This is a genomic window from Mesorhizobium sp. M8A.F.Ca.ET.057.01.1.1 (genome assembly GCF_003952565.1).
GTDB lineage: Bacteria > Pseudomonadota > Alphaproteobacteria > Rhizobiales > Rhizobiaceae > Mesorhizobium.
This window is the reverse complement of record NZ_CP034454.1, coordinates 5,490,966-5,517,484: the sequence shown is the minus strand read 5'-3', so window position 1 is coordinate 5,517,484 and position 26,519 is coordinate 5,490,966. Positions and strand designations below refer to the sequence as shown.

At 63.0% G+C, this 26,519-nt stretch carries 23 protein-coding genes and 1 pseudogene; 15 read left to right on the top strand and 9 right to left on the bottom strand.

Annotated elements, in window-relative coordinates:
• Window positions 1-28: 28 nt before the first annotated feature.
• Entirely contained in the window at window positions 29-919 is an 891-nt protein-coding gene (mutM, locus tag EJ077_RS26260; protein WP_208697461.1) for a bifunctional DNA-formamidopyrimidine glycosylase/DNA-(apurinic or apyrimidinic site) lyase, read from the bottom strand.
• Window positions 912-2,153 (bottom strand): phosphopentomutase, encoded by a 1,242-nt coding sequence (locus EJ077_RS26255; RefSeq protein WP_208703137.1) that lies wholly within the window; start codon window positions 2,151-2,153, stop codon window positions 912-914. The genes mutM and EJ077_RS26255 overlap by 8 nt, the downstream gene beginning before the upstream one ends.
• A 256-nt stretch (window positions 2,154-2,409) precedes the next feature.
• Between EJ077_RS26255 and EJ077_RS26250 the strand changes: the two genes are divergently transcribed.
• Window positions 2,410-3,333 (top strand): phosphate/phosphite/phosphonate ABC transporter substrate-binding protein, encoded by a 924-nt coding sequence (locus tag EJ077_RS26250; protein ID WP_208697459.1) that lies wholly within the window; start codon window positions 2,410-2,412, stop codon window positions 3,331-3,333.
• Window positions 3,334-3,337: 4 nt separating this feature from the next.
• Here EJ077_RS26250 and EJ077_RS26245 read toward each other — a convergent pair whose 3' ends face one another.
• From EJ077_RS26245 to EJ077_RS26235, 3 genes are all read right to left on the bottom strand, one after another.
• Window positions 3,338-3,934, bottom strand: coding sequence for a TadE/TadG family type IV pilus assembly protein (locus tag EJ077_RS26245; RefSeq protein ID WP_208703136.1), 597 nt, complete (start codon window positions 3,932-3,934; stop codon window positions 3,338-3,340).
• A gap of 66 nt (window positions 3,935-4,000) precedes the next feature.
• A complete protein-coding gene (locus EJ077_RS26240; protein ID WP_208697457.1) occupies window positions 4,001-4,582 on the bottom strand; it encodes a TadE/TadG family type IV pilus assembly protein in 582 nt (193 codons plus the stop codon).
• A 140-nt stretch (window positions 4,583-4,722) separates the two neighbouring features.
• On the bottom strand, window positions 4,723-5,145 hold the full coding sequence (locus tag EJ077_RS26235; RefSeq protein WP_127280726.1) for a pilus assembly protein N-terminal domain-containing protein: 423 nt from the start codon (window positions 5,143-5,145) through the stop codon (window positions 4,723-4,725).
• A 358-nt stretch (window positions 5,146-5,503) separates the two neighbouring features.
• On the opposite strand from EJ077_RS26235, the gene EJ077_RS26230 reads away from it, so the two are divergent.
• The 9 genes from EJ077_RS26230 (at window position 5,504) to EJ077_RS26190 (ending at window position 14,620) form a co-directional block, all read left to right on the top strand.
• Window positions 5,504-5,680 (top strand): Flp family type IVb pilin, encoded by a 177-nt coding sequence (locus tag EJ077_RS26230; protein ID WP_208697455.1) that lies wholly within the window; start codon window positions 5,504-5,506, stop codon window positions 5,678-5,680.
• Window positions 5,681-5,866: 186 nt separating this feature from the next.
• A complete protein-coding gene (locus EJ077_RS26225; protein WP_208697453.1) occupies window positions 5,867-6,385 on the top strand; it encodes an A24 family peptidase in 519 nt (172 codons plus the stop codon).
• A gap of 213 nt (window positions 6,386-6,598) precedes the next feature.
• Window positions 6,599-7,411: a Flp pilus assembly protein CpaB gene (cpaB, locus tag EJ077_RS26220; RefSeq protein ID WP_127278980.1), complete on the top strand. Its 813-nt coding sequence runs from the start codon at window positions 6,599-6,601 to the stop codon at window positions 7,409-7,411.
• Entirely contained in the window at window positions 7,408-8,949 is a 1,542-nt protein-coding gene (locus EJ077_RS26215) for a type II and III secretion system protein family protein (RefSeq protein WP_208697451.1), read from the top strand. Before cpaB ends, EJ077_RS26215 begins: the two co-directional genes overlap by 4 nt.
• Before the next feature lie 14 nt (window positions 8,950-8,963).
• Complete coding sequence (locus EJ077_RS26210) at window positions 8,964-9,692, top strand: CpaD family pilus assembly protein (protein ID WP_208697448.1); 729 nt, start codon at window positions 8,964-8,966, stop codon at window positions 9,690-9,692.
• A gap of 31 nt (window positions 9,693-9,723) precedes the next feature.
• Window positions 9,724-11,007, top strand: coding sequence for an AAA family ATPase (locus EJ077_RS26205; RefSeq protein ID WP_208697446.1), 1,284 nt, complete (start codon window positions 9,724-9,726; stop codon window positions 11,005-11,007).
• Between the two features lie 23 nt (window positions 11,008-11,030).
• Window positions 11,031-12,542: a CpaF family protein gene (locus EJ077_RS26200; RefSeq protein WP_208697444.1), complete on the top strand. Its 1,512-nt coding sequence runs from the start codon at window positions 11,031-11,033 to the stop codon at window positions 12,540-12,542.
• Between the two features lie 29 nt (window positions 12,543-12,571).
• Window positions 12,572-13,585 carry a type II secretion system F family protein gene (locus EJ077_RS26195; protein WP_208697442.1) on the top strand — a complete coding sequence of 338 codons (1,014 nt, stop codon included), beginning with the start codon at window positions 12,572-12,574 and terminating at the stop codon, window positions 13,583-13,585.
• A gap of 9 nt (window positions 13,586-13,594) precedes the next feature.
• Entirely contained in the window at window positions 13,595-14,620 is a 1,026-nt protein-coding gene (locus tag EJ077_RS26190) for a type II secretion system F family protein (RefSeq protein ID WP_127278986.1), read from the top strand.
• 86 nt (window positions 14,621-14,706) lie between these two features.
• On the opposite strand, the gene EJ077_RS26185 is transcribed toward EJ077_RS26190, so the two are convergent.
• Window positions 14,707-15,537 (bottom strand): tetratricopeptide repeat protein, encoded by an 831-nt coding sequence (locus tag EJ077_RS26185; RefSeq protein WP_208703135.1) that lies wholly within the window; start codon window positions 15,535-15,537, stop codon window positions 14,707-14,709.
• 132 nt (window positions 15,538-15,669) lie between these two features.
• On the opposite strand from EJ077_RS26185, the gene EJ077_RS26180 reads away from it, so the two are divergent.
• From EJ077_RS26180 to pdeM, 5 genes are all read left to right on the top strand, one after another.
• Window positions 15,670-17,034, top strand: coding sequence for a leucyl aminopeptidase family protein (locus tag EJ077_RS26180; RefSeq protein ID WP_208697440.1), 1,365 nt, complete (start codon window positions 15,670-15,672; stop codon window positions 17,032-17,034).
• Between the two features lie 72 nt (window positions 17,035-17,106).
• A complete protein-coding gene (locus tag EJ077_RS26175; protein ID WP_140507608.1) occupies window positions 17,107-17,457 on the top strand; it encodes a MarR family winged helix-turn-helix transcriptional regulator in 351 nt (116 codons plus the stop codon).
• A gap of 31 nt (window positions 17,458-17,488) precedes the next feature.
• Complete coding sequence (locus tag EJ077_RS26170; protein WP_208697438.1) at window positions 17,489-18,349, top strand: NlpC/P60 family protein; 861 nt, start codon at window positions 17,489-17,491, stop codon at window positions 18,347-18,349.
• A 67-nt stretch (window positions 18,350-18,416) separates the two neighbouring features.
• A complete protein-coding gene (locus tag EJ077_RS26165) occupies window positions 18,417-20,951 on the top strand; it encodes a ligase-associated DNA damage response DEXH box helicase (protein WP_208697436.1) in 2,535 nt (844 codons plus the stop codon).
• A complete protein-coding gene (pdeM, locus tag EJ077_RS26160) occupies window positions 20,948-21,664 on the top strand; it encodes a ligase-associated DNA damage response endonuclease PdeM (protein WP_208697434.1) in 717 nt (238 codons plus the stop codon). Before EJ077_RS26165 ends, pdeM begins: the two co-directional genes overlap by 4 nt.
• 150 nt (window positions 21,665-21,814) lie before the next feature.
• On the opposite strand, the gene EJ077_RS26155 is transcribed toward pdeM, so the two are convergent.
• From EJ077_RS26155 to EJ077_RS26145, 3 genes and pseudogenes are all read right to left on the bottom strand, one after another.
• Entirely contained in the window at window positions 21,815-22,750 is a 936-nt protein-coding gene (locus tag EJ077_RS26155) for a dimethyl sulfoxide reductase anchor subunit family protein (protein ID WP_208697432.1), read from the bottom strand.
• A 6-nt stretch (window positions 22,751-22,756) separates the two neighbouring features.
• A complete protein-coding gene (locus EJ077_RS26150; protein ID WP_208697430.1) occupies window positions 22,757-23,491 on the bottom strand; it encodes a 4Fe-4S dicluster domain-containing protein in 735 nt (244 codons plus the stop codon).
• Window positions 23,488-26,411 (bottom strand): annotated as a pseudogene (locus tag EJ077_RS26145) (molybdopterin oxidoreductase family protein). Before EJ077_RS26145 ends, EJ077_RS26150 begins: the two are co-directional and overlap by 4 nt.
• Window positions 26,412-26,519: the final 108 nt, after the last annotated feature.

Below are 26,519 nucleotides of genomic sequence, written 5' to 3'. Positions count from 1 at the left end.
GCTTCTCCTTGCTCGACACCGGTCTAGCTCACGTCTGACACGCCCGGCAATAGAAGGTCGAGCGTCCGCTCTGCACGATACGCTCGACATGGCCGCCGCAGCCGGGCTTCGGGCAAGGCTCACCTTCGCGGTCGTAGACGGCGAAGGAATGCTGGAAATAGCCCAGCGATCCGTCGGTGTGCATATAGTCGCGCAGTGAAGATCCTCCGGCCGCGATGGCATCCGATATGACCGAGCGGATCGCCTCGGCGAGGCGTTCGCTTTGTTCCCTGGCCTTCTTGCCTGGCCTGGCGATGGTGCCTGCCTCGCGCAGCGGTGACAGGCCGGCACGCCAGAGCGTCTCCGAGACATATATATTGCCTAAGCCGGCGATCAGCCTCTGGTCGAGAAGCGCTGCCTTGAGCGGCGATCTGCGGCCTTTCAGCAAGGAGGCAAGCAGAACGCCGTCCAGCGCATTGCCGGTGGGTTCGACGCCCAGTCCGGCAAGCATCGGATGCGTCTCCGGCGGCTCTTCAGCAAACAGCATGAAACCGAAGCGGCGCGGATCGTTGAAGATCACACGTGACCGCCCGCCGGCCGCGGAAGCGACGTGGAACACGACATGATCGTGCGCCGCGCTCTTCGAGCGCTCATGGTGGAACACGCCCGGTGTCTCGCCGACGTCGCCGGTCTCGATGCGAAAGGAGCCGGACATGCCGAGATGGCAGATCAGCACCGGACCGCCCTGCATATGCATGGTCAGGTATTTGGCCCGCCGGCCGAGCGCCGTGATTGTCCTGCCTGTCAGCCGCTCCGAAAACCCTTCGGGGAAGGGGAAGCGCAGGTCGGGCCGTCTCATCTCGACCTTGGCCAAATGGGCGCCTTCCAGGACCGGCTGCAGCCCGCGCCGGACGGTCTCGACTTCAGGCAGTTCAGGCATGACCGCCAATCATCGCATGGAAGGATGTGCCGTTGCGGCCGCGCGTCAGCGCGAGGTGTTCGGCAACGGTCTCGCCGATATCGGCGAATGTCGCCCTCAGCCCTATGTCGCCGCCTTTGAGGCCGGGGCCAGTGCCGATGACCGGGATGCGTTCACGCGTATGATCGGTGCCGCGCCAGGTCGGGTCGTTGCCGTGATCGGCGGTCAGGATGAGAAGGTCGCCCTGCTTCAGCTTGGCGAACGCCTCCGGAAGCCTCCGGTCGAAGGCCTCGAGAGCGGCGGCATAGCCGGCGACGTCGCGGCGATGGCCGAATTCGGTATCGAAATCGACGAAATTGGCGAAGACGAGGTCGCCGTCGGTGGCCTCGTCCATCGCGACCAGCGCCTGGTCGAACATGGCCATGTTGCCCGCGGCCTTGCGGACTAGCGAAATCCCGCGATGGGCGAAGATGTCGCCGATCTTGCCGACGGCGATGACGCGGCTGCCGCGCGCCGTCAGCCGGTCGAGCAATGTCGGCTCGGGCGGCGGCACGGCGTAGTCGCGGCGATTGTAGGTCCGCTCGAAGGTGGCAGATGTCTCGCCGACGAACGGACGCGCGATCACCCGTCCGATCCTCAGCGGGTCAACCAGCCGGCGCACCACCTGGCAGAATTCATAGAGCCGCTCCAGGCCGAAATGGGCCTCATGCGCGGCGATCTGCAGGACGGAATCGACCGACGTGTAGCAAATCGGCTTGCCGGTGCGGATGTGCTCCTCGCCGAACCGCTCGATGATCTCTGTACCTGGCGCATGGCAAGCGCCAAGGATGCCGGGCACCTTTCCTTCGCGGATCATCGCGTCGGTCAGGTCGGCCGGAAAGGCGGGAACCGTGTCCGGGAAATAACCCCAGTCGAAGCGCACCGGCAGGCCCGCGATCTCCCAATGGCCGGAAGGCGTGTCCTTGCCACTCGAAATCTCTTGCGCCGCGCCATGGAAGGCATTGGCGAGCAGGTTCGTCCCGAAATGCGTAAAACCCAGTCCTGTCGCCGTCTCGGCCGCCTTTCCAAGTCCCAGCGATGCCATATGGGGGACGAACAGTGGTCCCTGGCGAAGCCCATCGCGATCGGCGCGCCCTTCCGCGCAAGCTTCGGCGATGTGCGCCAGCGTGTTGGCGCCGGCGTCGCCATAGCTTTCGGCGTCGGCCGCGCCGCCGATGCCGAAGGAATCCAGGACAAAGAGGAAAGCACGCGCCATCGGGTCATTGGTTGCCAGTGTGGACGCCCAGACATAGGGTTCCACGGCGACGTTGGCAATTCTGAAACCAAACCGCAACGGCTTGCCGCGATAGTCAAGTCCATGTCGCCCAAAAGTGCGCAGCGGTTTTGGGACAACGACGTGGACAAGCTAGGGATCCATGCGCGGTTTGGACAATCAGATACAGGCACAAAATCAAGTGCCGCGACGAGTTGGGCATGTCCATGGACGGAACAAAGGGCAAGGCGGTCCTGTCATGAAGGCCGCGCTCAAGGCATGGACTGCCTTCATGGCGGTGAACGGCGCGTTCTGGTGTGGACCGGCCTGGGCGGACTGGCGCGATGATATCGGCACATTTCGCATTGGTGTCGTGGCAGAGCCCGGCGCCGGCAACGCCGTTCCGGGGCTGGCGGTGTTGACGCAAGCCTTTACCAATGCGCTCGGCATGAAGGTCGAATTCGTCGTTGCCCGCGATTATGCGGCATTGATCGAGGGACAGGCCGATGCACGGATCGAATACGCCATCTATTCGACGACCGCCTACGCCACGGCGCTGCAACGCTGCGGATGCATCGAGCCGCTCGTGGCGCCGGTCGATTCCGACGGTGCGGCCGGCATCCGCTCGGTATTGCTGACAAGGGATGGCAAGCTGCGCGGCCTGGCTGATATGGAGACCCGCCGGATCGCCATGCCGCCGCCAGACAGCGTCGGCGGTTCGCTTTTGCCCTTGGCGGGGTTAGCCGCCGAACACGTCGAGATCGCCGAAGATGCACCGTTTCTTGTCCATGCCGCCTCGGCGTCTGCAGCCGAAACCATGCTTGTCGACGGCCAGGCCGACGCCATGTTCGGCTGGGTGAAGGCGGCGGCCGACGGCCAGCCGCGACTGGCCGGGGGTACGCAGGCAAGGCTCGAGGCATCAGGCCTTTCGGCGTCGGCCCTCCAGGTGGTGTGGACGTCGGGTCTGCTGAGATATGGCCCCCATGCGGTGCGCAGCGATCTCGATCCGGAAGCCAAACGTCGGCTGACCGTGTTCCTCACCAATCTCAAATCGACGACGCCGGATGTCTACGACCTTCTGGAAGCGAGGCATGCCGGCGGCTTCATGCCCGTGGTTCCCAAGGACTATGCTGCGGCGGAGGCCATCGTGCCGATGGTGTCGAACGATGGTGGGCGGCAATGAGCCTTCAGCAGTCGCTGCAAGGAATTGTGACGCTTCTGCGGGGGCGCAGATAATATGTTTCGCTCATCGTCATGCCTTTGGCGAGCGTCTCGGTAAACCCAAGCTTTTGTTGGGTGTCGGTCGTCCAGCCGATGATCGGCTTGTAGCCCAGGGTGCTGTCGACGCGGACGAGGAAGGTTCCGGCGACCTTGAGCGCAGTCGGAACCGTTGTGGTCGAGCCCGCTGCTGCACCGACGCCGTATACACCACTGGTCACCTTGCGTGACCACACCACCTGGACCTTTGGCGTGGGATCGGTGGTGACCTGTATGGCCGTGATGGTGATGTCCGGCACCGAGCGGTTGTAGGGTTGAAGGGTTACGCTGCCGATCTTCATGATGGCATCGAGGTCCGCCTTGACGATGGTTGGCTGTTGCGTGACGAGATCGGCGACCATGCTGCCGATGCGGCTGACCTTCTTGCTCGTCTCGATGGCCTGCGAAGCCTCCATGGTCATGAAATACATGATCAGCAGGATAGGCGCGATAAGCGCGAACTCGACCGCCGCGACGCCGCGGCGATTGGACCAGAATCGGGCTGATTTGCCCCAAAGCCTTGCAATTCCCGGATGTGCCCCGCCCGCATCATATTCATTGCCTTTTTTCTTGTTGTTGCTTCCGTGATGGTCTCAATTGTCGAACGGCTCGTTCTGCCAGGTCACCGAAGCGAAATGCAGGGTTTTATTACCTCCCATCGACTGCGCCATCAGATTGGTCATGATGGGCCATTTGTAGAAGACCCGCAGCATGTTCCTTGACTCCGCCGCACCCGCCGTGACGGTAAAGGGCACATCGGCGCCACTGTTCGTCAGCTGGATGTCACCGCTCTGAATCCTGAAGCCGGCCAGGGCCGCGTCGGAGAATGTCGTGTATTGGCGAAGATCGACGCTCAACTGATTGGGACAATCCTGGGAAACGATGATTTCCAGCTTGTCGCAGATCATGTTCTTCAAATTGTCTCCGGCGATGTCGGCGGCCTTCAACTGGCCGGTGCGCAGCCGGCGCGCGACATCGTCGGTGATGTTGGCCATCACCTCCTGGCTGGCAAACGAGATGCAGCTCTCGAGGATGGCGAACACCAGGAGTGCGAACGGTATGGCAAGCAGCGCGAACTCCAGCGCCGTGCTGCCGCGTCGGTCGCGCACGAAGCGTTGGAAAGACCCGGTACGCTTCACCTTGCACTGATCTGTCGAGCCGAATTCCATGCTCATGCGATGTTCCTGCCATCCCTGGACGGTGCTGGCAGGTGTATTAATGCAAACCGATTGAGGTCCGGTTTGAATGATCGTTAAAGTCGGCGCGCGCGCTTTAACCAGCAGGTAACCTGGGCGATGGCGCGCTCGCGTGCCGCCTATTTGCTGACGCTCATCTCGGCTTCGGACGATTTCTCCGCGTCGCTCTTGTAGGAGCTTTCGCAATAGGGCGTGCACGACATGGTCTGGACATCCGCGCGGCGGTAAATGCGAACCGACGAGGCTGCCTGGCGAACCACGGTGACTTGTGTGTCGACGATTGGGCTGCCTTCCTGGTCGAGAACGACGAGATTGGTGACACCGAAACCCTTGCCGGTGAGCACGATCGTCGAGGCATCCTGGACGGAAGCGTCGGCGATTGCCGGGTTGCCCACGACGATCGTGTCGGCGGGGCGCGACAGTTTCACGATCTTGGCCTGATTCATGGTGACCTCGATGTCGGCGCCAGCCCTGGCGGGTGTGATCAAGCTGGCGGCGGCAAGAAGCGCGGCAATCAGGATTGAGGATCTCGGCACGGCCATCAAGGCGCTCCACGCAAGCGTACTGTTCAACGGAACATGAACGAGATTGGTGAACCAACGGTTAAGTCGGCTTGCCGCCGCCGGATGTAGCGGTCGGCATGGCTGCCCGTCTGGCCGGTTCGGCGCGGGGGCCGCAAGCTTCCCCAAGCCCTTGCCTTTTGCGGCGTTGACCCGCGAAATGGAACGTTAGCCAGCGCTTAGTGTGGAGTTAACCACGCCCTCGGTTCGGGCCGGGAAAGGAATCGGTAAGGCTGTTTATTAAGCCGATCGAAAGAGCTTCTCCCTAGATTGGCAGCATCCGATCAACCATCACAGAAGTTGACGGAAGTGCTGTAACACGTGGAGTAGGAGCTCTCGAATGTCTAACCTTTTTGCACGTTTCGTGAAGGACGAATCCGGCGCGACCGCTATCGAATATGGTCTGATCGCCGCCCTCATCGCGCTCGCCATCATCACCGGCGCCGGCGCACTCGGCAATGCCATCAATGCCAAGTTCACTGCGATCGGAACCACGCTGAACAGCAGCGGCAGCTAATCTGCTTGTTGCCGATCGATCGGATTGCATTCAGGACAGGGGCCGCCATAGGGTGGCCCCTGTTTTATTTTACGTGTCCCGGACAGCGGCGGAACAGTCGTCTTTTCACCACCGACCTCATCAATCGTTAATCGAACCAGCCTAGATTGAGTTTCTGTGGAATCCGCACAATAGGCACAATCGCCGATGCTTGAAGCCCTGATCTTCGTCGTCTTTCCGTTCTGCATGCTGTTTGCCGCGATCTCCGACATGCTGTCGATGACGATCGCCAATCGCGTGCCGGTACTGCTTGTCGTCGTCTTCGCGCTGGTGGCGCCGCTGACGGGCATGGACTGGGCGGCCTATGGCTGGCATTTCGCCGCCGGCGCCATCGTCCTGGCCGTGACGTTCGGCCTGTTCGCCTTGGGCGGCATGGGCGGTGGCGATGCCAAGCTGCTGGCCGCCACGGCCGTGTGGATGGGGCTCGGCGTGCAGCTCGTCGAATATCTGGTCGCCTCGACAATCATCGGCGGTCTTCTGACGATCGCGATCCTGCTTTACCGGAAATCGCCGCTGGCGGTTTTCACCGGACGCAATCCATTCCTGCGGCATTTCGCGGAAGAGTCAGCCGGTGTTCCCTACGGGATCGCGCTCGGCTTGGGTGGCCTGCTGACCTACCCGGATTCGCCTTTGATGGTGTGGGCGCTGGCAAGACTGGCGAGCTGAATTCATCAAATTTTTTCGTCGGCTGACACGACCTACACGCCGGCTTTGCGGAGCGGCGGCCCAGCCTTTCCGCGCATCTCGGCGCGATCCGTCTAATTTATGTAAACGTTAAATTAATCACGATCGTAAGCATTGCATTAACCTTGTTTTGACGATTGCCGCTGCAAAGTCCGGCTTGGCTACGTGGTTTGCCAAGGGCGAGGGTTCGGACAGATGCCAGCATCCCGATTGATTATTCTGAGCGTGGCGGTGGCCGCGGCGGGCGGTGCTGGCTATGTGGCGAAGAACATGGTCGCTCCGCCGCCTCAGGTCGTCGTCGATTCAGGCCCCCAGGCGCCCGCGGTGTCCCTGCAGGACGTGCTTGTGCTCTCGGGCGATGTCGCAATGGGCAACGCGCTCGAGAACAACATCGCCTGGCAATCCTGGCCGGCTGACGGCATCAACGCGAATTTCATCACCAAGGCCACCGCTCCCGATGCTTTGGAGAAACTCAAGGGGTCGATTGCCCGTGTGGCGATGTACGCGGGCGAGCCGGTGCGGCGCTCCAAGCTGATCGGCGAGGGACAAAGCTTCATGTCGTCCATCCTGCCTTCCGGCATGCGGGCGGTCGCAACGACGATATCGGCGGACACTTCGGCCGGCGGCTTCATCCTTCCAAACGATTTCGTCGACGTCATCATGACCCGCAGGGCCGATGCCAGCACCGGTGGCGCCGGCTTCAACACCGAGACCATCCTCAAGAATATCCGCGTCCTGGCGATCGACCAGACGATCCAGGAAGACGAGGAAGGCAAGAAGACCAGGGTGGGCCAGACCGCCACGCTGGAGCTGACCCCCAAACAGGCGGAGATCATCACCGTTGCCCAGCAGATGGCGGACCGCCTGACCCTGGCGCTGCGGGCGATCGCTGACACCCAGGAAAAGAATGTGGATGAGGCCGACTATCTCGTTTCCGGCAATGGCCGCCGGGGAACGGTGAGGCTGATCAAGTCGGGCGAAGTCTCCGAAGTAGGAGCAAGAAAATGAGGCTAAGCGCTAAACTGCCGGCAATCCTAGCCGCGGCATTCGGCCTGCTGCTCGTCGGAGCGAATGTGCAGGGCGTCGAAGCGAAGAGCACGCAGGTGTCGGCCACGACAGCCACTCAGCGCGTCAAGCTTGGCCTCAACAAGTCGGTGGTCATAGATCTGCCGAGCGATGCCTACGACATTCTTGTCGCCAATCCCTCCGTTGCCGACGCGGTGACCCGCACCGCAAGGCGCATCTACCTCTTCGGCAAAGCGGTCGGCGAAACCAACATCTTCGTCTTTGGGCCGAACGGCGAACAGATCGCCAGCCTGGATCTGGCCATCGAGCGCGACGTCGCCGGCCTGGAGGATTATATCAAGCGCTTCCTTCCGACCTCGACCGTCAAGGTGGAACTGCTGAATGACAACGTTATCCTGACCGGCACCGTCGACACGCCGCTTGACTCGAAACGGGCCGTCGACCTGGCTACGATCTTCGTCTCGGGCGGTGAAGCGACGACAGGACAATATTCGCAGACCGCGGCAGGTGGCTCGGCACAGAGCGGCGTCGACATCAACAACCCGGACCAGGAGCGCCGCGTCTCCAAGATCGTCAATCTCTTGCAGATCATCGGCGACGATCAGGTCACGCTGAAGGTGACGGTCGCCGAAGTCAGCCGTTCGGTGATGAAGCAGCTCGGTGTCAACATGGTCGGCACCGGCAGCTCCAACGGGATTTCCTACAGCGCAGCGAGTTCGCCTGCCTTCGGTTTGGGCAAGCCGATTTCGCAGACCTCCAATTTGTTACTTGGGGACGGGCTCGGAAACGGCCTCCAGGCCTACGTCAATGCCATGGAGCAAAGCGGCGTGATGAAGACGCTGGCTGAGCCTACCCTCACCGCCGTGTCGGGCGAAAAGGCAACATTCAGGGTAGGCGGTGAGTATAATCTGGTCACCGGCCGGTCGAGCAATGTGTCAACCGATAACCAGACAGGCCTGACCACATATTCGTTTAACAAGATCGAGTACGGCATTGGCCTCGAGTTTCAACCTGTTGTGCTGTCGCCGGGGCGCATAAGCCTCAAGGTCAGAACAGCCGTCTCGGAGCCAACCACGGATGGTGCGCCGACCCTCGAAGGAGGAGGTAGCAGCAAGACTATCACTTCGCCTGGCATGACCATGTTGTCGATCCGCAAGAGACTGGCCGATACCACTGTCGAATTGCCTTCCGGCGGCTCAATGATGATCGCGGGCCTCGTTCGTGACGACGTTCGCCAAGCTGTCGCTGGCCTGCCTGGTTTGGCCAAAATCCCAGTACTCGGCGCGCTCTTCCGCAGCAGGGATTTCGTGCGCAACGAGACCGAACTCGTCATCATCATCACGCCCTATCTGGTGAAGCCTGTGGCACGCAATGATCTGGCCAAGCCGGACGACAATTTCAACGCTGCCAGCGATGGGGCCGCCATGTTCCTGGGCAAGGTCAATCGCGTCTACGGCACCATGCAGACCGACAGGCCCAACGGCCGCTATCACGGCGTTGTCGGCTTCATCTACAAGTGAGCGGGAAAGCAGACATGTCTCAGTCAGCATTGAAGGCAGCGACCATGGCGAAGCGCTCCGGCCGTTCTCGGATAAGCCTGCAGGCCCTTCCGATCATGGCGGTGGCGGTGTCGGCTCTGCTGGCCGGTTGTGCCCAGCGCGACAGCGTTGCCGTCGGCGCCATTCCCGACGACTATCGCACCAATCATCCGATCGTCATCGCGGAGAAGAACCAGAAGATCGATCTTCCTGTCGGCGCCGGCGACCGCGGCATGACCGGCTCGCAGCGCGACACGCTCCTGGGTTTCCTCGACGGCTATGACAAGAGCGCCGCTCCGACATTGACGATCCAGATTCCAAGCGGATCGGCCAACGAAGTCGCCGCGACGGCAGCCGGCCGCGATTTCGCTCGGCTCGCGGTCGCCGCCGGCATCAAGCGCGACCGGATCGTCGTGGTCCCCTATCAGGCAGGGTCGAGCGAGGCATCAGCCCCGGTTCGCGTGTCATACATCGCGGTGAGGGCACAGACCGACAAATGCGGACGCTGGCCCGCTGACCTAGTGGAAACCTCGGAAAACAAGCACTATGCCGATTTCGGCTGCTCCTATCAGAACAATCTTGCCGCCCAGATGGCCAATCCAAATGATCTTCTCGGGCCGCGCAAGCAGACCACCATCGATGCGGAACGGCGTGGTCAGGTCATCGATGACTACCGGAAAGTGCCGTTGGCAATACCTCCGGTCAACCAAGAAGTCGATTACTGATAATGACTGCAAAGTCTAAGGGCAAACAACCATGAGCAACCTTGCCTATGACGCCACCGTGGAGGGCGGTGATACCTCGCTGCAGGACGTCGCCGCGATGCAAGCGTTGCGGCCGGTTCCGCGTATTTCGATCCAGGCATTCTGCGAGACGGAGGGCGTTGCCAATCCGGTCCAGCGCGCCGGCGAGGACCGCCGCATGACCAAGGCGCACCTCAAGGTCCATATGGGCGGCGTCCCTACCGCAATCGAGTTCTACCAGTCGGCGCCGACACCGAACCTGATCCTGCTGGAATCGCGCAGCGAACCCAAGCAATTGCTGGAGCAACTCGCCCAGCTTTCGGAATATTGCGATCCATCCTCGAAAGTGGTGGTGATCGGCCACTACAACGATGTTGGTCTCTATCGCGAACTCATCCGCTCCGGCATCTCCGAATATGTCATCGCGCCGGTGTCGATGGCCGACGTCGTCAGCGTCGTCTCGTCGATCTTCGTCGATCCGGAAGCTGAACCGCTCGGCCGCTCGGTCGCCTTCGTCGGCGCCAAGGGCGGCGTCGGCTCTTCCACGATCGCGCACAATGTTGCCTGGGCAATGTCCTCCCTGTTCAAATCCGAGGTCGTCGTGGCCGACCTCGACCTCGCCTTCGGCACCGCCAACATCAATTTCGATCAGGATCCGGCCCAAGGCATCGCCGAAGCTGTGTTCTCGCCCGAGCGTATCGACGAAGTCTATCTCGACCGGCTGCTGACCCAATGCGCCGAGCATCTGTCGCTGCTCGCGGCGCCCTCGACGCTGGAACGCGTCTACGATTTCGATCCCGACGCCTTCGCGCAACTTGTCGATACCGCGCAGCGCAGCGTGCCGCTCCTTGTTCTCGACGTTCCCCATGTCTGGACGGGATGGGCCAAGAACACGCTGGTCAAGGCCGACGAGATCGTCATCACGGCGACGCCGGAATTGGCCAATCTGCGCAACACAAAGAACCTGGTCGACATGCTCAAGCGGCTTCGCCCGAACGACCCGCCGCCGAAATTGATCATCAACCAGGCCGGCGTGCCCAAGCGGCCGGAGATCTCGCCATCCGATTTCGCCGAGCCGCTCGGCCTGACGCCGATGTCGGTCATCGGCTTTGATCCCTTGCTGTTCGGCAATGCCGCGAACAACGGGCGCATGCTGGGCGAGATGGATGCCAAGAACCCCGTTGTGGCCACGATCAACGAGATTGCTCATGTGCTGACCGGCCGCAGCGAAATCAGGGCGAAAAAGAAGGCTGGTCTGGGCAGTCTGCTCGGCAAGCTCTCGCGCAACAAGAAGTGACGCAATGGGGTCGGTAGTCGGTCATGTTCGGTAAAAGAGGCAACGACGACGGCAACCGGTTCACGCCGGAATTTCGCCAGCCGGCGCCGGCACCGGCACCGGTCGCGCCGGCCGTCGCGGTTTCGACGGACACCGCGGTTCTTGCCCGGCCCGCGGCCACGCCGCAGCCGAGCGCGCCTGTCGCGCCACCGGCCAGGCGCGCGGTCGAGGCGCCGCCGATGGCGCCGGAACCGAGGAGAGGCCGCGAAAAGAGCGAAACCTATTACGATACCAAGAGCCAGGTTTTCTCGGCCCTGATCGATACGATCGACCTGTCGCAACTCGCCAAGCTCGATCCCGAAAGCGCCCGCGAGGAAATCCGCGACATCGTCAACGATATCATCGCGATCAAGAACTTCGCGATGTCGATCGCCGAGCAGGAAGAACTGCTCGAGGACATCTGCAACGATGTGCTTGGCTATGGGCCGCTTGAGCCGCTGCTCGCGCGCGACGACATCGCCGACATCATGGTCAACGGGTCCAAGAACGTCTACATCGAAGTCAACGGCAAGGTCGAACAGACCGGCATCCGCTTCCGCGACAACCAGCAGTTGCTCAACATCTGCCAGCGCATCGTCAGCCAGGTCGGCCGCCGCGTCGACGAATCCAGCCCGATCTGCGACGCCCGCCTTCCCGACGGATCGCGCGTCAACGTCATTGCACCGCCGCTGGCCATCGACGGCACCGCGCTCACCATCCGCAAATTCAAGAAAGACAAACTGACGCTCGACCAACTGGTCAAGTTCGGCGCCATCTCTCCGCAGGGAGCCGAAGTTCTCAAGATCATCGGCCGCGTCCGCTGCAACATCGTCATTTCGGGCGGCACCGGCTCCGGCAAGACGACATTGCTCAACTGCCTGACCAACTACATCGACCGTGACGAGCGCGTCATCACCTGCGAGGACTCGGCCGAACTGCAACTGCAGCAGCCGCATGTCGTGCGCCTGGAAACGCGTCCCCCCAACCTCGAGGGCGAGGGCGAGGTGACGATGCGCGACCTGGTCAAGAACTGCCTGCGCATGCGGCCCGAACGCATCATCGTCGGCGAAGTGCGCGGACCCGAGGTCTTCGACCTTCTGCAGGCGATGAACACCGGCCATGACGGCTCGATGGGGACGATCCACTCCAACAGCCCGCGCGAATGCCTGAACCGCATCGAATCGATGATCGCCATGGGCGGCTATTCGCTGCCGCAGAAAACCGTGCGCGAAATCGTCGTCGGCTCCATCGACGTGATCATCCAGGCGGCTCGCCTGCGCGATGGATCGCGCCGCATCACCCACATCACCGAAGTGATCGGGATGGAGGGCGACGTCATCATCACGCAGGATATCGTGCTCTACAACATCAAGGGCGAGGACGCCAACGGCAGGCTGCTGGGTGAACACGTCTCGACCGGCATCGGCCGCCCCCATTTCTGGGAGCGGGCTCGATACTATGGCGAGGAGCAGCGTCTCGCCACGGCGCTCGAGGCCATGGAGAAACGTGCTGACTGACGCATCCGCGGGCGTGAAGGTTCTGGTCGATGTTTGGAATTGACGGCACCGTATTGGCGTTTGTCGTGCTCGCCGGCTTCAGCGCCGGCGCGATCGCCTATGCATTTCTGTTCAACCAGATCAGCAATGAGAAACAGGCCGGAAAGCGGCTTGAAACGATCAAGGCCGCCGAGACGGACCGCTCTGTCGTCAAGGCGACGCGCGACCGCGCGGCGGACGCCGCCAAGCGCCGTAAATCGGTGCAGGATTCGCTGAAGGAACTCGACGAGAAGCAGAAGACCAAGGACACCGCCGTCAAGAAGCCGCCGCTGAAAGCCCAGCTTCGCCAGGCTGGGATGAAGGTGCCGATCGAGCGTTTCTATATCTATTCGGCCATATGCGGCCTCACGCTGACAATCGTCGCGTTCATGGCCGGCGCGCCGATGATTGTCTTGCCCGGTATACTGCTCGCCGGAGCGCTCGGCCTGCCGCGTTGGTTCGTTTCTTTTCGTCGTACCCGCCGCGTCAAGGCATTCCTCAACGAATTTCCAAACGCGCTCGATATCATCGTGCGGGCGGTCAAGTCCGGCCTGCCGCTGAACGACGCGGTGCGCCTGATCGCCAATGAATCCCCTGAGCCCGTGAAAACCGAGTTTCGCCGGATAGTCGATTCGCAGCAGATGGGCCTTTCGATCCCCGACGCAACCTTGCGCATGCCCGAAACCATGCCATGCACCGAGGCGAGTTTCTTCGGCATCGTCATCCAGATCCAGTCGCAGGCCGGTGGCAATCTCTCCGAGGCGCTGGGCAACCTTTCGCGCGTGTTGCGCGACCGCAAGAAGATGAAGGCCAAGGTCGCGGCACTGTCGATGGAAGCGAAAGCATCCGCCGCCATCATCGGCGCCTTGCCTTTCATCGTCGCCTTTCTCGTCTATCTCTCCAGTCCCAACTATTTGATGCCGCTGTTCACGACCAGCGTCGGTCATCTGATACTCGGTTTCGCCGGCATCTGGATGTCGATCGGCATCTTCGTGATGCGCAAGATGATGAACTTCGAAGTCTAGGACCGCGGCATGACCGAACAAGTCATCAAATCACTGACGGATCCCAGCTTCCTGATTGCGTTGCTGGTCGCCATCGCCGTGTTCGCAACCGTCTTTACGCTGCTGCCGGCGATCGGCGGAAACCAGCTCAAGGCGCGCATGAAATCGGTCGCGCTGGAGCGTGATGAGCTTCGCGCCAAGCAGCGCGCGCGGCTCGCCAACGAGGCCGATCGCCGCCGCAAGGGTCTGCGCGAGCAACAGTCGGTCGGCATGCGCAACATTGTCGACCGGCTCGATCTGCGGCGTGCGTTGGCCGACGAGGCCACCTTGCAAAAGCTCAAGGTTGCCGGCTTTCGGGGCCAGAATCCGCTAACGCGTTTTCTGTTCTTCCGCCTGGTGCTTCCTTTTGTCGGCTTCGCGCTCGGTCTGGTCTATATTTTCGTGCTCGGCGGATTGCCCGACAAGCCGTTGGTGATCCGGCTGTTCGTCTGCGTCCTGGTTGCCTATGGCGGCTTCTATGCGCCGGTCCTCTACGTCAACAACCGCGCGACCAAGCGCAAGCAGTCGATCCAGATGGCGTGGCCGGATGCGCTCGACCTGATGCTGATCTGCGTGGAGTCCGGCATGTCGGTGGAAGCCGCGTTGCGCAAGGTCGCCGACGAGATCGGCGCGCAGTCTGTGGCCCTGGCGGAAGAATTCATCCTGACCAACGCCGAGCTCTCCTATCTGCAGGAACGCAAGCAGGCTTATGAAAACCTGGCCGGCCGCACGGGACTGGAATCGGTCAAGTCGGTGTCGCAGGCGCTTGTCCAGGCCGAGCGCTACGGCACGCCGGTGGCTCACGCGCTGCGCGTGCTTGCAAGCGAAAGCCGCGACATGCGCATGAACGCCGCCGAGAAAAAGGCGGCCGCCCTGCCGCCCAAGCTCACCGTGCCGATGATCTTGTTCTTCCTGCCGGTGCTGTTCGCCATCATCCTGGGGCCGGCGGGCATCCAGGTCAGCCAGCGCGGTATCTTCGGCGATCATTCCGGCGGGGCCGCGTCGACCAGCCAGTAGGCCAACGCGGAAACCGTCCGCGGAAACAATAAGCCGCGCTGCAAGGGAGCGCGGCTTTTGTACGATTTTCGGTAAGCTTGTGGCGATCAGTTGGTGGCGGTTTTCGGCGGTTTCGCCTTGTCCTGATCCTTGAGCTGGCTCCAAGCGTTCTGCTGGGCCAGCATCTGCCTGAGATAGGCAACGTTGGCCTGCGCCTGTTCGGGCGAAAGTTCCTGCGAGGCGATCTTCTCGGCTTCGTCGAAACGGCCCTGCAGGCCGACAACGAGCGCCAGGTTCTGGCGCACCCGGCTGTCGGCGTTCGGTTGCTGGGTGGCCGACCGCATATAGGTCTCGGCGGTGCGCAGATCCCCTTCCAGCACATAGGACATACCGAGATTGGAAAGGACCGAAGGCTCGTTGGGCTTGAGCTCGAGCGCCTTGCGGTAAAGTTGGCGCGCGTCATCCTTCTGGTTGAGCTGGTCAAGTATGGCCGCTTCGGCGGAGACCAGCCTCCAGTCGGGATATTCCGGCGTCTGTGCGCGGCGCACCGCATCGAGCGCCGCCTCGAACTGGCCGTTGGCGGCCAGCGCCTTGCCATAGGCGGCGAGTACGTCGCGGTCCTTCGGATAGGCGATCGCCAGCTTGCGCATCACTGCAAGCGACTGGTCGGCATCGCCATCCATCTGCAGCGCCGCCGCGAAGTTGGTCGCGATGCGCTTGTCGTTGGGGTTCCTGGCGTAGGATTGGCCGAGTGCGGCGGTGGCATTGTGCAGTTCTCCCGCCGACATCGTCTCCAGCGGCTTGCCGCTGGTGCGTCCGACCGAGCCGGTGGTGAGCTTATCGGTCGCGCATCCCGCGACACCTGCCGCGAGCGCCAGCATGAATGCCGTGGCAATGAGCCGTTTTCCCCGGATGTTTGTCGTGCGGTTGGTCGGCATCGGCACCCTGGGCCTCCATTCATGCGCGTGGCCATTGCGTGGCCATCTTCCCTCCAGCAGAAATATTCTGTTAACCCTAACGGAGGGTTAAGAAGCGCCGACTCGAGGCGAGCTCGGCAGGAGAAACATCTGATGGCTGTGGAACTGGTCGAGAACAAGCTGAAGAACCCGCTGCCGGTCCATCCGGTCGGCAGGGACGGCCTGGAGGCGGCCGGTCTGTCGCCGTCTATTCTCGCTTGGGCCAGGGCAAACGGCTTTTCCGGCGAGGCCGGCAGGACGTTGGCCGTGCCCGGCGAGAACGGAGAGCTCGGCGGCGCCATATTCGGTCTTGGCGACGGCGAGGGCGCGCTCGCCCTGGGCGCGCTGGCGAAAACCCTGCCGGAAGGCGACTGGCACTTCGCCTCGGCGCCGGCCGAGCCGGAACTGGCGGCGATCGCGTTGGCGCTCGGCGGCTATGTCTTTACCCGCTACGGCAAGAAGCCGGGCAAGCCGCTGCGCTTCGAGCTACCGGCCGGCGTCGATGCGCAGCGCGTTCGCCGCATCGCCGATGGCGTTTTCCTGACGCGCGATCTGGTCAACACACCGACCAACGATATGGGGCCGGACGATCTGGAGAGGGCAGTGCGGGCCTTGGCTGGGACCCACAAGGCCGAAATCTCCGTCATAAGGGGTGACGACCTGCTCACACAGAATTTCCCGATGATCCACGCCGTCGGTCGTGCCTCGTCCGGTGCGCCGCGCTTGATCGACATGATATGGGGGCAGCAAGGCGCGCCGAAGGTGACCCTGGTCGGCAAGGGTGTCTGCTTCGACACTGGCGGCCTCGATATCAAGCCGTCCTCGGGCATGCTGTTGATGAAGAAGGACATGGGCGGCGCCGCCAATGTGCTTGGCCTGGCTTCGATGATCATGGCTGCCGGGCTCAACGTACGTCTGCGGGTCCTGATCCCCGCGGTTGAGAATTCGATTGCCGGCAACGCCTTTCGTCCGGGTGACGTGCTGGCGAGCCGCAAGGGCATCACGGTCGAGATCGGCAACACGGACGCCGAGGGGAGGCTCGTGCTGGGCGATGCGCTGGCGCTGGCTGACGAGGAGGAACCGCGGCTCCTGGTCGACATGGCGACCCTGACCGGAGCCGCCCGCGTCGCGCTTGGCCCCGACCTGCCGCCCTTCTACACCGATGACGAGGCGCTTGCCTCGGAGCTGGCGGCCGCGTCGCTGGCGGTCGAGGACCCGCTGTGGCGCATGCCGCTATGGCGGCCCTACGATGCAAAACTGGCGTCGAAGATCGCCGACATCAACAACGTCACCACCGACGGTTTCGCCGGATCGATCACCGCGGCGCTGTTCCTCAAGCGCTTTGTCGAGAAGACCGCGAGCTGGGCGCATTTCGACATCTTCGCCTGGAGCCCCGCCGATCGCCCCTACGGCCCCGCCGGTGGCGAGGCGCAAGGCATCCGGACGCTGGAGCGGGTCATCTCGACGCGCTATGGCTGATGGCCGCAAGCAGAGCCGGCAAATTGCTGAAACTGAAACGGAACCGAAACAATTTGCCGCCATCATGGCGCGATGTCGATTGCGATGCGCCCGAGCCAGGCCTTGCGACTGTGGCAGCAAGTGATGCTGTCGCAGGTGCGCGAGGATGCGCCCGATCTCACCATGCGTCAGACGGCGATCCTGTTCACCATCTATCTCGATCCGCCGCCTCACACCGTGCGCGGTCTTGCCGCCCGCCTCAACGTCACCAAGCCGGTCATCACCCGCGCGCTCGATACGATGGGCGCATTGAAACTCGTGTCGCGCCATCGCGACGAGCTCGACAAGCGCAATGTCCTGATCAAGCGCACCGTCGAAGGCGCGCTCTTTGTCGAGCGCTTCGGCGATGGTATCATCGCCAAAGCCCACGACCTGCCGATCTGACTGTATTGCCCATTCAACAGGGTTGCCGATTTTGACCGCTCACGACGCACGCCTTCATGCTTTCCGCTCCGATCTCGCCGATGCCAGGTTGAAAGGAGAAGTCGTTGCCGACCGTTTCGTAGCGGGCCGGCCGGCGCGGATTTCGGTTCCGGTGGCAGATATCCGCAAGGCGCCGGCGCTGGATTCGGGCGTCAACACGCAAGCTCTGTTCGGCGACGATGTCCTGGTTTTCGAGGACAGAGAAGGCTGGGCCTGGATCCAGGCCGAGCGAGACGGCTATGTCGGCTATGTCGCCGCCAGCATGGTGGGCGGGCGGGACCATGCGTCCACCCATATCGTCTCGGTGCCGCGTACGTTTCTTTATCCCGGTCCCGATTTGCGCTTTCCGATCGCCGGGCAACTGTCGATGGGGTCGACCGTAACGGTGACGGGTGCCGCCGAAACACGCGGCACGCACTATGCCCTGCTGCCCTCCGGTGAAGCCGTGATCGCTGGCCATCTGCGGCCGATCGGCGAAGTGGCCGGCGATTATGTGTCCGTGGCCGAGACGTTTCTCGGCACGCCCTATCTGTGGGGCGGGGTTTCCGGCTTCGGCATCGATTGCTCCGGCCTGGTGCAATTGGCCATGCGCATGGCCGGTAGGGAGGTGCTGCGCGATTCCGACATGCAGGCCGCTTCGGTCGGCGAGCCGCTCGAGCCGGGCGCCGATTTTTCAGGGTTGCGACGTGGTGACCTGGTGTTCTGGAAAGGTCATGTCGCCATCATGACCGACGCCGAAACCATGATTCACGCCAACGGCCACACCATGCTGGTGTCGCGCGAGGGTCTGAAGGAAGCCATCGCCCGCATCGGCTACCTCTATGGCGGCCCGACAGGGTTCCGGCGGCCGTAAGGCTTTTCGATCCCCTTTTGTTCCGATTCTGCTTGGCGATTGCGCGCCGCCGCGCTACCTCTGGCGGGTGACCGAGCTGCTGCGCCTCGCCGACCAGAATGCCGCCGTCGTCCTGCCCGAGCCATTCGTAAAATGGTTCGGCGAGAAGGGCTGGTCGCCGCGCGCGCATCAGATCGAACTCCTGGCGAAAGCCCAGGCCGGGCAATCGGTGCTGTTGATCGCGCCGACCGGCGCCGGCAAGACGCTGGCCGGCTTCCTGCCGTCGCTGACCGAACTGGCCGTCAGGCCGAGGCGAAAACCAGGACAGGCGCGGCGCGGCATCCACACGCTGTACATCTCGCCACTGAAGGCACTGGCCGTCGACATCGAGCGCAATCTCGGTAAACCGGTCGAGGAGATCGGCCTGCCCGTCACCATCGAAACGCGCACCGGCGACACCCCCGCCCATAAGCGCCAGCGCCAGAAGCTTGCGCCGCCCGACATTCTGCTCACCACGCCAGAGCAACTGGCCTTGCTGATCGCGGCAGGCGATGCGAAGCGCTTCTTCGAGGATTTGCACTATGTAGTGCTCGACGAATTGCATTCGCTGGTGACGTCGAAGCGCGGCCATCTGCTGGCGCTTGGGCTGGCGCGGCTGCGCAGCTTCGTCCCTGACCTGCAGACGATCGGGCTGTCGGCGACGGTCGCCGAGCCGGACGAATTGCGGCGCTGGCTGGTCAGCCAGAACCCACCCGGCGACATGGCGGAATTGATCACGGTGACGGGTGGTGCGAAGCCCGAAATCTCGATCCTCGATTCCGAGGAGCGCGTGCCGTGGGCGGGACACTCGGCGCGCTACGCCACGCCGGAAATCTACCGCGAGATCAAGCGTCACAAGACGACCTTGCTGTTCGTCAACACGCGCAGCCAGGCGGAGCTGCTGTTCCAGGAGTTGTGGCGCGTCAACGAGGACACCTTGCCGATCGCCCTGCATCATGGCTCGCTCGACGTCGCCCAGCGCCGGCGCGTCGAGAAGGCAATGGGCGACAACGCATTGCGCGCCATCGTCGCCACCTCGACGCTCGATCTCGGCATCGACTGGGGCGATGTCGACCTGGTCGTGCATGTCGGTGCGCCAAAGGGGGCCAGCCGGCTGGCGCAGCGCATCGGCCGTGCCAACCACCGCATGGACGAGCCGTCGAAGGCGATCCTGATCCCCGCCAACCGTTTCGAGGTGCTGGAATGCCGGGCCGCGCTCGACGCCAATTATCTCGGCGCGCAGGATACGCCGCCGCTGGTCAATGGCGGCCTCGACGTGCTGGCGCAGCATGTGCTCGGCTGCGCCTGTGGCGCACCGTTCCGCGCCGATGACCTGTATGAAGAGGTGCGAACGGCGGCACCCTATGCCGGCCTCGATCGTCCGACCTTCGACCGTGTCGTCGATTTCGTCGCCACCGGCGGTTACGCGCTGAAGAACTACGAGCGCTACGCCCGCATCCGCCTGAACAAGGATGGGCTGTGGCGCGTATCCAATCCGCGCGTCGCCCAACAATACAGGCTGAATGTCGGCACCATCATCGAGGTGCCGGCGCTCAACGTGCGTTACGTCAAGGCCGGCAGCAGAGGCGCGGCGTCGCATGGCGGCCGCGTGCTCGGCAAGATCGAGGAGGCGTTCCTCGAAACCTTGACGCATGGCGATACCTTCATGTTCGCCGGCAAGGTGCTGCGCTTCGAAGGTATCCGCGAGAATGAATGCTTCGTCTCGAACGCGCCCGGCATCGACGCCAAGGTGCCCTATTATGGCGGCGGCAAGTTCCCGCTCTCGACCTACCTGGCCGAGCAGGTCCGTATCATGCTGGACGATCCGCAGCGTTGGAAGAAGCTGCCGGAGCAGGTGGCCGACTGGCTGCGGTTCCAGTCGGACAAATCGATGCTGCCCAAGCGCGACGATTTGCTGATCGAGACCTTTCCGCGCGGCAACCGCCATTATCTGGTCGCCTATCCCTTCGAGGGCAGGCTGGCGCACCAGACGCTTGGCATGCTGCTCACCCGTCGCCTCGACAGGGCGGGCGCCAGGCCGCTCGGCTTCGTCGCCACCGACTATGCCTTGGCCATATGGTCGCTGGGCGACATGGGCGCCATGTTCAAAGCCAGGAAACCCTCACTCGGCGCGCTCTTCGACCAGGACATGCTAGGCGACGATCTCGAAGCCTGGCTGGCCGATAGCTGGCTTCTCAAACGCACCTTCCGCAACTGCGCGCTGATCTCGGGCCTGATCGAAAAACGCCACCCCGGCCTGGAGAAGAGCGGCCGCCAGGTCACGGTGTCGACCGACCTGATCTACGACGTGCTGCGCAGCCATGAGCCGGACCACATCCTGCTTCAGGCGACGCGTGCCGATGCGGCGACCGGCCTGCTCGATGTCAGCAGACTTGCGGACATGCTCTCGCGCATCCAGGGTCGAATCATGCATAAGGCCCTCGAGCAGATATCGCCGCTTGCCGTGCCGATCATGCTCGAGATCGGCAAGATGCCGGTCAATGGCGAGGCCGATGAAACGCTGCTGATGGATGCGGCGACCCTGGTCGAAGAGGCCATGGGGCCCGGGATGGTTGACGAATGAACTTTTCGCTGGCGCGCGCATCGCTGATCGCCGAGGCCGACCTTGTCGGCATCGCGGGCGAGCGCGCGGTCTGCGATCCGCGCGGCGTACTCTATTTTCCCGAGCTCAGGCTGCTGACAGTATCGGACCTGCATCTGGAGAAGGGCTCGTCGCTGGCAAGGCGCGGCACGCTGATCCCGCCGTACGATACCGGCGCGACCCTGCTGCGGCTGCAGGCGGTGATATCGGACTACCAGCCATCGATCGTCATCAGCCTGGGTGACAGTTTCCACGATGGCGGCGGCGCCAAGCGCATGCATTCGAGCTTTCGCGAACGGCTGGAGGCGCTGATGGCAGGCCGTGACTGGTTCTGGGTCGCCGGCAATCACGACCCGGAAGCGCCGGCCGACCTGCCCGGCGAGACCGTGCGGGAACTGGCCATAGGCTCGCTGCTGTTCCGGCACGAGCCATCGAAGGTGCGGGTCGAGGGCGAGATTTCAGGCCACCTCCATCCCTGCGCCCGCATCGTGCAGCAAGGCCGTTCGGTACGCAGGCGCTGCTTTGCCGGCGATGGCGGCCGCATGATCATGCCGGCTTTCGGTGCCTATACCGGCTCGCTCAACGTGCTCGACCGCGCCTATGCCGGGCTGTTTCGGCCGGAAACGCTGATGGCTTATATGCTGGGCACTGACCGCATCTTCGCCATTTCGCGCTCGATGCTGCGTCCCGGCTGAGATCCAAGAGGCCGTTTTGAAACTCGCTCTGGCGAGTCATATGGTGGTGGTTTCGAGTAACCGGAGCACAGCGGACGTTCGGGTCCGTGAGCACCGGAAGCGCAGAAAACGCCATCAGATGGCCGTCAGAGTAGAGTTTCTGAACGGTCTCTATCGTCCATAATAGAGCATGACCGTGTGCTTCGCCTCGGCGAAGAACAGCCAGCGCTCGACCAGCATGCCGGCGAACTGGACGATCGCTGCGAGTACCGACGGCACCGCCGCATAGGGCCAGGGCAAGGCAAAGGTGGCGGCGATCAGCAGGACGGGTAGGGCGAAGGCCAATGCCTGTGTGAGCATGCGCAGCTTCGCACTGTGCTTGCGTGCGATGCGAAAACCCATTTCCTTGAGCAGGTAGTTTTCCTCGGTATGCGGCCATTCCAGCGACCGCACCGTGCCGCCGGCCAAACCGGTCGCCGTGTTGGCGATGGTCGGGATCTCCAGCCGATCATTGTACCTCCAGGTCGCGAGCTTCCAGCCCCAGCCGGCAAGAGTGGCAAGCAGCGAAAACGCCAGCACGACCATCGAGCCGACACCAAAACCTTGCAGCAGCCCGTTCAATAGGACGCTGCCGGTCATGGTCGCGAAGATCAGATAAGCCGGCAAAGTATAGCGGCTGTGCCATTGGGCGATCGGTTTGAGCGACGCATAGATCATGCCGGTGGTGCAGACGGTGACGATGGCGCCGATGGCGGCCAGCAATCCGCAGATGCCGACCCAGCCTCCGGTATGGTCAAAAAACACCCAGCCGATGCCGAACAGCCCCGCCGGGATGAACGTGATGACCGACGATACGCCTTCGCGCGACAGCCATGAACTGCGCCATTGCGAGAACGCCCGCCAGGCACGTTCAGGTCTGCCGAGATGGCCGGTCGATGACAGCAGGCCGGCCGCGATCAGGCCGAGCGCCAGCCCCATGCCGACAAAGCCCAGCCAGAAAACGGGCGGAATGACCTGGAACCCGCCGAGCACGCCGAGCAGCGCGAGCAGCCCATAGCCGGCACCCGTGGCGGTGGTGAAGAAGACGACCGAAAAAGCTGGATGCATGGATGGTCAGCTCGAAAGCATGCGGTCGACCCAGCCAAGGAAACCACCCTCGGTCTGCACCGGCTCCAGCGCCCTACCCGGCACCGATGCGGCGCGCTGCGTGTGCGCGCGCGGCGGCAGGTATTTGTTAGTGGGGCGATAGCCGAGTTCGGGCATGAGGTCGACCCCGCCGCGCTCCGCCACCAGTTGCGAAACGGCTGATTGGGGATCGCCGAGGTCGCCGAAATGCCGGGCGCTGGTCGGGCAGGCGGCAACGCAGGCCGGCACGCGTTCTCCTTCAGCCAGATTGTCGTTATAGATGCGGTCGACGCAGAGCGTGCATTTCTTCATCACGCCGACATCCGTGTCGAACTCGCGCGCGCCGTAGGGGCAGGCCCAACTGCACAATTTGCAACCGATGCACTTGTCCTCGTCGATCAGCACGATGCCGTCGGAGGCGCGTTTGTAGGAGGCGCCCGTCGGGCAGACGGTGACGCAGGCCGGCGTCTCGCAATGCAGGCAGGATCGCGGGAAGTTCACCGTGCGCCCACCCATCTCGGTGATGTGCTCGTAGCTGTGCACGCGGTTGAACCAGACCCCGTCGACATGGCCGCCATAAGGGTCGATGTCGGTCAGCGGCGCCATGTGGCCGCCGGTGTTCCACTCCTTGCAGGCGGTCACGCAGGCCTGGCAGCCGACGCAGGTGTCGAGGTCGATGACGAGGCCGAGCTTCTTGTCCGTATGAGAGGGAAGGCAGGTCATTCCGCGGCCTCTCTTGCCCGGCGAAATTCGGCGCCGAAAGTCAGCTTGTCGGGCGAGGGCTCGAAATGCGGCGGCTGGTGAAATCTTTCGAATTGCGGCTCGGTGAAGCCGGCTTCCTCATCAGCGCATTTGACGACCCGCACGCGCAGATCGAACCACGCAGCCTGTCCCGTGACCGGATCGGAATTCGAATAACGTTTGCCGCTGGCGTCAGCGGAAGTCTGGTCGCCAATGATGTGGTTGAGCAGGAAGCCGCGATTGCTCTCGGCCGCATCGTCATTCAGTCCCCAGCTGCCGCGCCTTTTGCCGATCGCGTTCCAGGTCCAGACCGTGCTTTCGTTCACCCCGTCGACCAGCTTGATCTGCCCCTTCACCTTGCCGTTGATGCTCTCGATCCACACCCAGTCGTCATCGACAAGGCCAAGGCCGGCCGCCGTCCGGCGATGCACGAACAACCGGTTCTGGCTGGTGATCTGCCGCAACCACGCGTTTTGCGAACCCCAGGAATGGTACATGTGCATGGGCCGCTGCGTCAGCGCGTGCAGCGGGTATTTTTCCAGGTCCACGGCCGCTTCCTCGAAAGGCATGTACCAGAACGGCAGCGGATCCATGTAGGTCTCGACGCGCTCGCGTTGCGACTGCGGCGGCACCACCCGGCCATGTCCGCGCGCGGCCAGCCGGAAACGCTGCATCGGTTCGGAATAGAGCTGGAAGACGATCGGCTCGGCCTTGGGGATGAAGCCCAGTTGCACCGCGAAGTCGAGATAGGAGCGGTTGGCCATCTTGTAGTAGCGCTGGTCGTCATTGAAGTCGTGATGCCAGAAACCGCCATTGTCGATGTAGCGCTGCAACTGGTTGGGGTTGACGTCGCCCTTGCCGATCGAGATTTCGTCCTTGCCGCGCCAGCCGGCGAGCGGGCCGATGCCGGGCGTGCGTTCGTGATTGACGATGTAGTCGGCGTAGTCGCGGTACTTCGCCGAGCCATCTTCCTCGACGAAGCCCGGCAAGCCAAGCCGCGCGCCGAGTTCGATCAGCACCGACTGGAACGGCCTGACGTCGCGGTCGGGCTCGACGACGGGATGGCGAATGGCGTCGCCCGGCCCGTCGGCATGGCTGATCGGCCGGTCGAGCAGGCTGATGCAGTCATGACGCTCGAGATAGGTGGTGTCGGGCAGCACGAGGTCCGCGAACGGCACGGTCTCGGAGTAATAGGCGTCGGAATAGATGATGAATGGGATCCTGTAGTTGCCCGCCTCATCACGGTCGGTGAGCATGGCCATGGTCTCGAGCGTGTTCATCGACGAATTCCAGGCCATGTTCGACATGTACATCATCAGCGTGTCGATGGGGTACGGGTCGCCGGCCCAGGCGTTGCGGATGACGGTGTGCATCAGGCCATGCGCTGCAATCGGCGAATCCCAGGAATAGGCCTTGTCGATGCGCAGCGGCGTCCCCGCGTCGTCGACCAGCAGATCGTCGGGTCCACAAACGAAACCGAGCGGCATGCCGTCGAGCGGCGTCATCGGCCTCACGTCCTTGCCGCAGGGCTTCGGACCCGGCGGGGCGGACCGGGGGTAGGGCGGCTTGAAGCGGAAGCCGCCGGGCACGTCCACAGTTCCGAGAAGCACCTGCAGCAGGTGAATGGCGCGACAGGTATGAAAGCCGTTGGAATGGGCGGAGATGCCGCGCATGGCATGCATCGAAACAGGCCGACCCTTGATCGTCGCATGCCGGCGCCCCGCCCAATCGGTCCACGCGACCGGCAGTTCGATCGCCTGTTCGAAGGCGACATGGGCAAGTTCGGCGGCGATGCGGCGGATCGTATCGGCGGCAATGCCGCAACGCTCGGCGACCGCGTCGGGTGCGTAGCTCTCGTCTAGATAGCGGTCCGCAATGAGCTGGAATACCGGAACGCACCTGCGCCCGTCGACCGTGAAGCAGCCGGTCAGCGCCGGTTTTGCATCTGGATCGGTTGCGTTGACGGAGGTCTTCGCCACTCGGTCCCAAGCGACAAGAGTGCCGTCGCCGTCGCGCAGAAAAAGCCCATCATCGGCCGCGCCAGGCTCCTGGATAACCAGGACATGCGCGTTGGTGTATCGGAGCAGATAATCGAGATCGACGCGGCCGGCCTTCAAGAGTTCGTGGATGAGCGCGAACACGAACAGGCCGTCGGTGCCGGGCCGGATGCCGATCCAGTCGTCGGCGATCGCATTGTAACCGGTCCGGCAGGGATTGATCGACACCACCTTGGCGCCGCGCGCCTTGAGCTTGCCCAGGCCGATCTTGATCGGGTTGGAATCATGGTCCTCGGCGACGCCGAACAGCATGAAGTATTTCGTGTTGTCCCAATCGGGCTCGCCGAACTCCCAGAACGAGCCGCCGATCATGTAGAGCCCGCCCGCCGCCATGTTCACCGAACAGAAGCCGCCATGGGCAGCGAAATTCGGCGTCCCGAACTGGCTCGCCCACCAGCCTGTCAAGGATTGCGACTGGTCACGTCCGGTGAAGAAGGCGAGCTTTTTAGGATCGGTCCGGCGGATATTCGACAGCCGCTCGGTCGCGATCGAGAAGGCTTCCTCCCACTCGATCTCGCGGAACTCGCCCGAGCCGCGCGGGCCGGTGCGCAAGAGCGGCTTCTTCAGCCGGGCCGGGCTGTAGTGCTGCATGATGCCGGAGCTGCCCTTGCCGCAGATCACGCCGCGATTGACCGGATGGTCCTTGTTGCCGTTGATGTAGCGGACCTTGCCATCCTTGATGTGCACGTCGATGCCGCAGCGGCAGGCGCACATATAGCAGGTCGTCTTGGCGATGCTGTCGGAAACATCTGGCGAGGTGTCGACGCCGTCGCCTTCGTCGGGCGCGCGCGTGTCGGCAAGCGGGCGTTGCGAGGGGCTGAATTGGCGCCGCGCGGTCCTTGCATCATGATCCCGTGGTGCCCGCGCGACCGGCGGATTTGGCGCGCGTCTTCGGCCCGGGCCCGCGCATGTAATGCTCTTCCGGGTGATATCGATCACCCGCCAATCGCCGT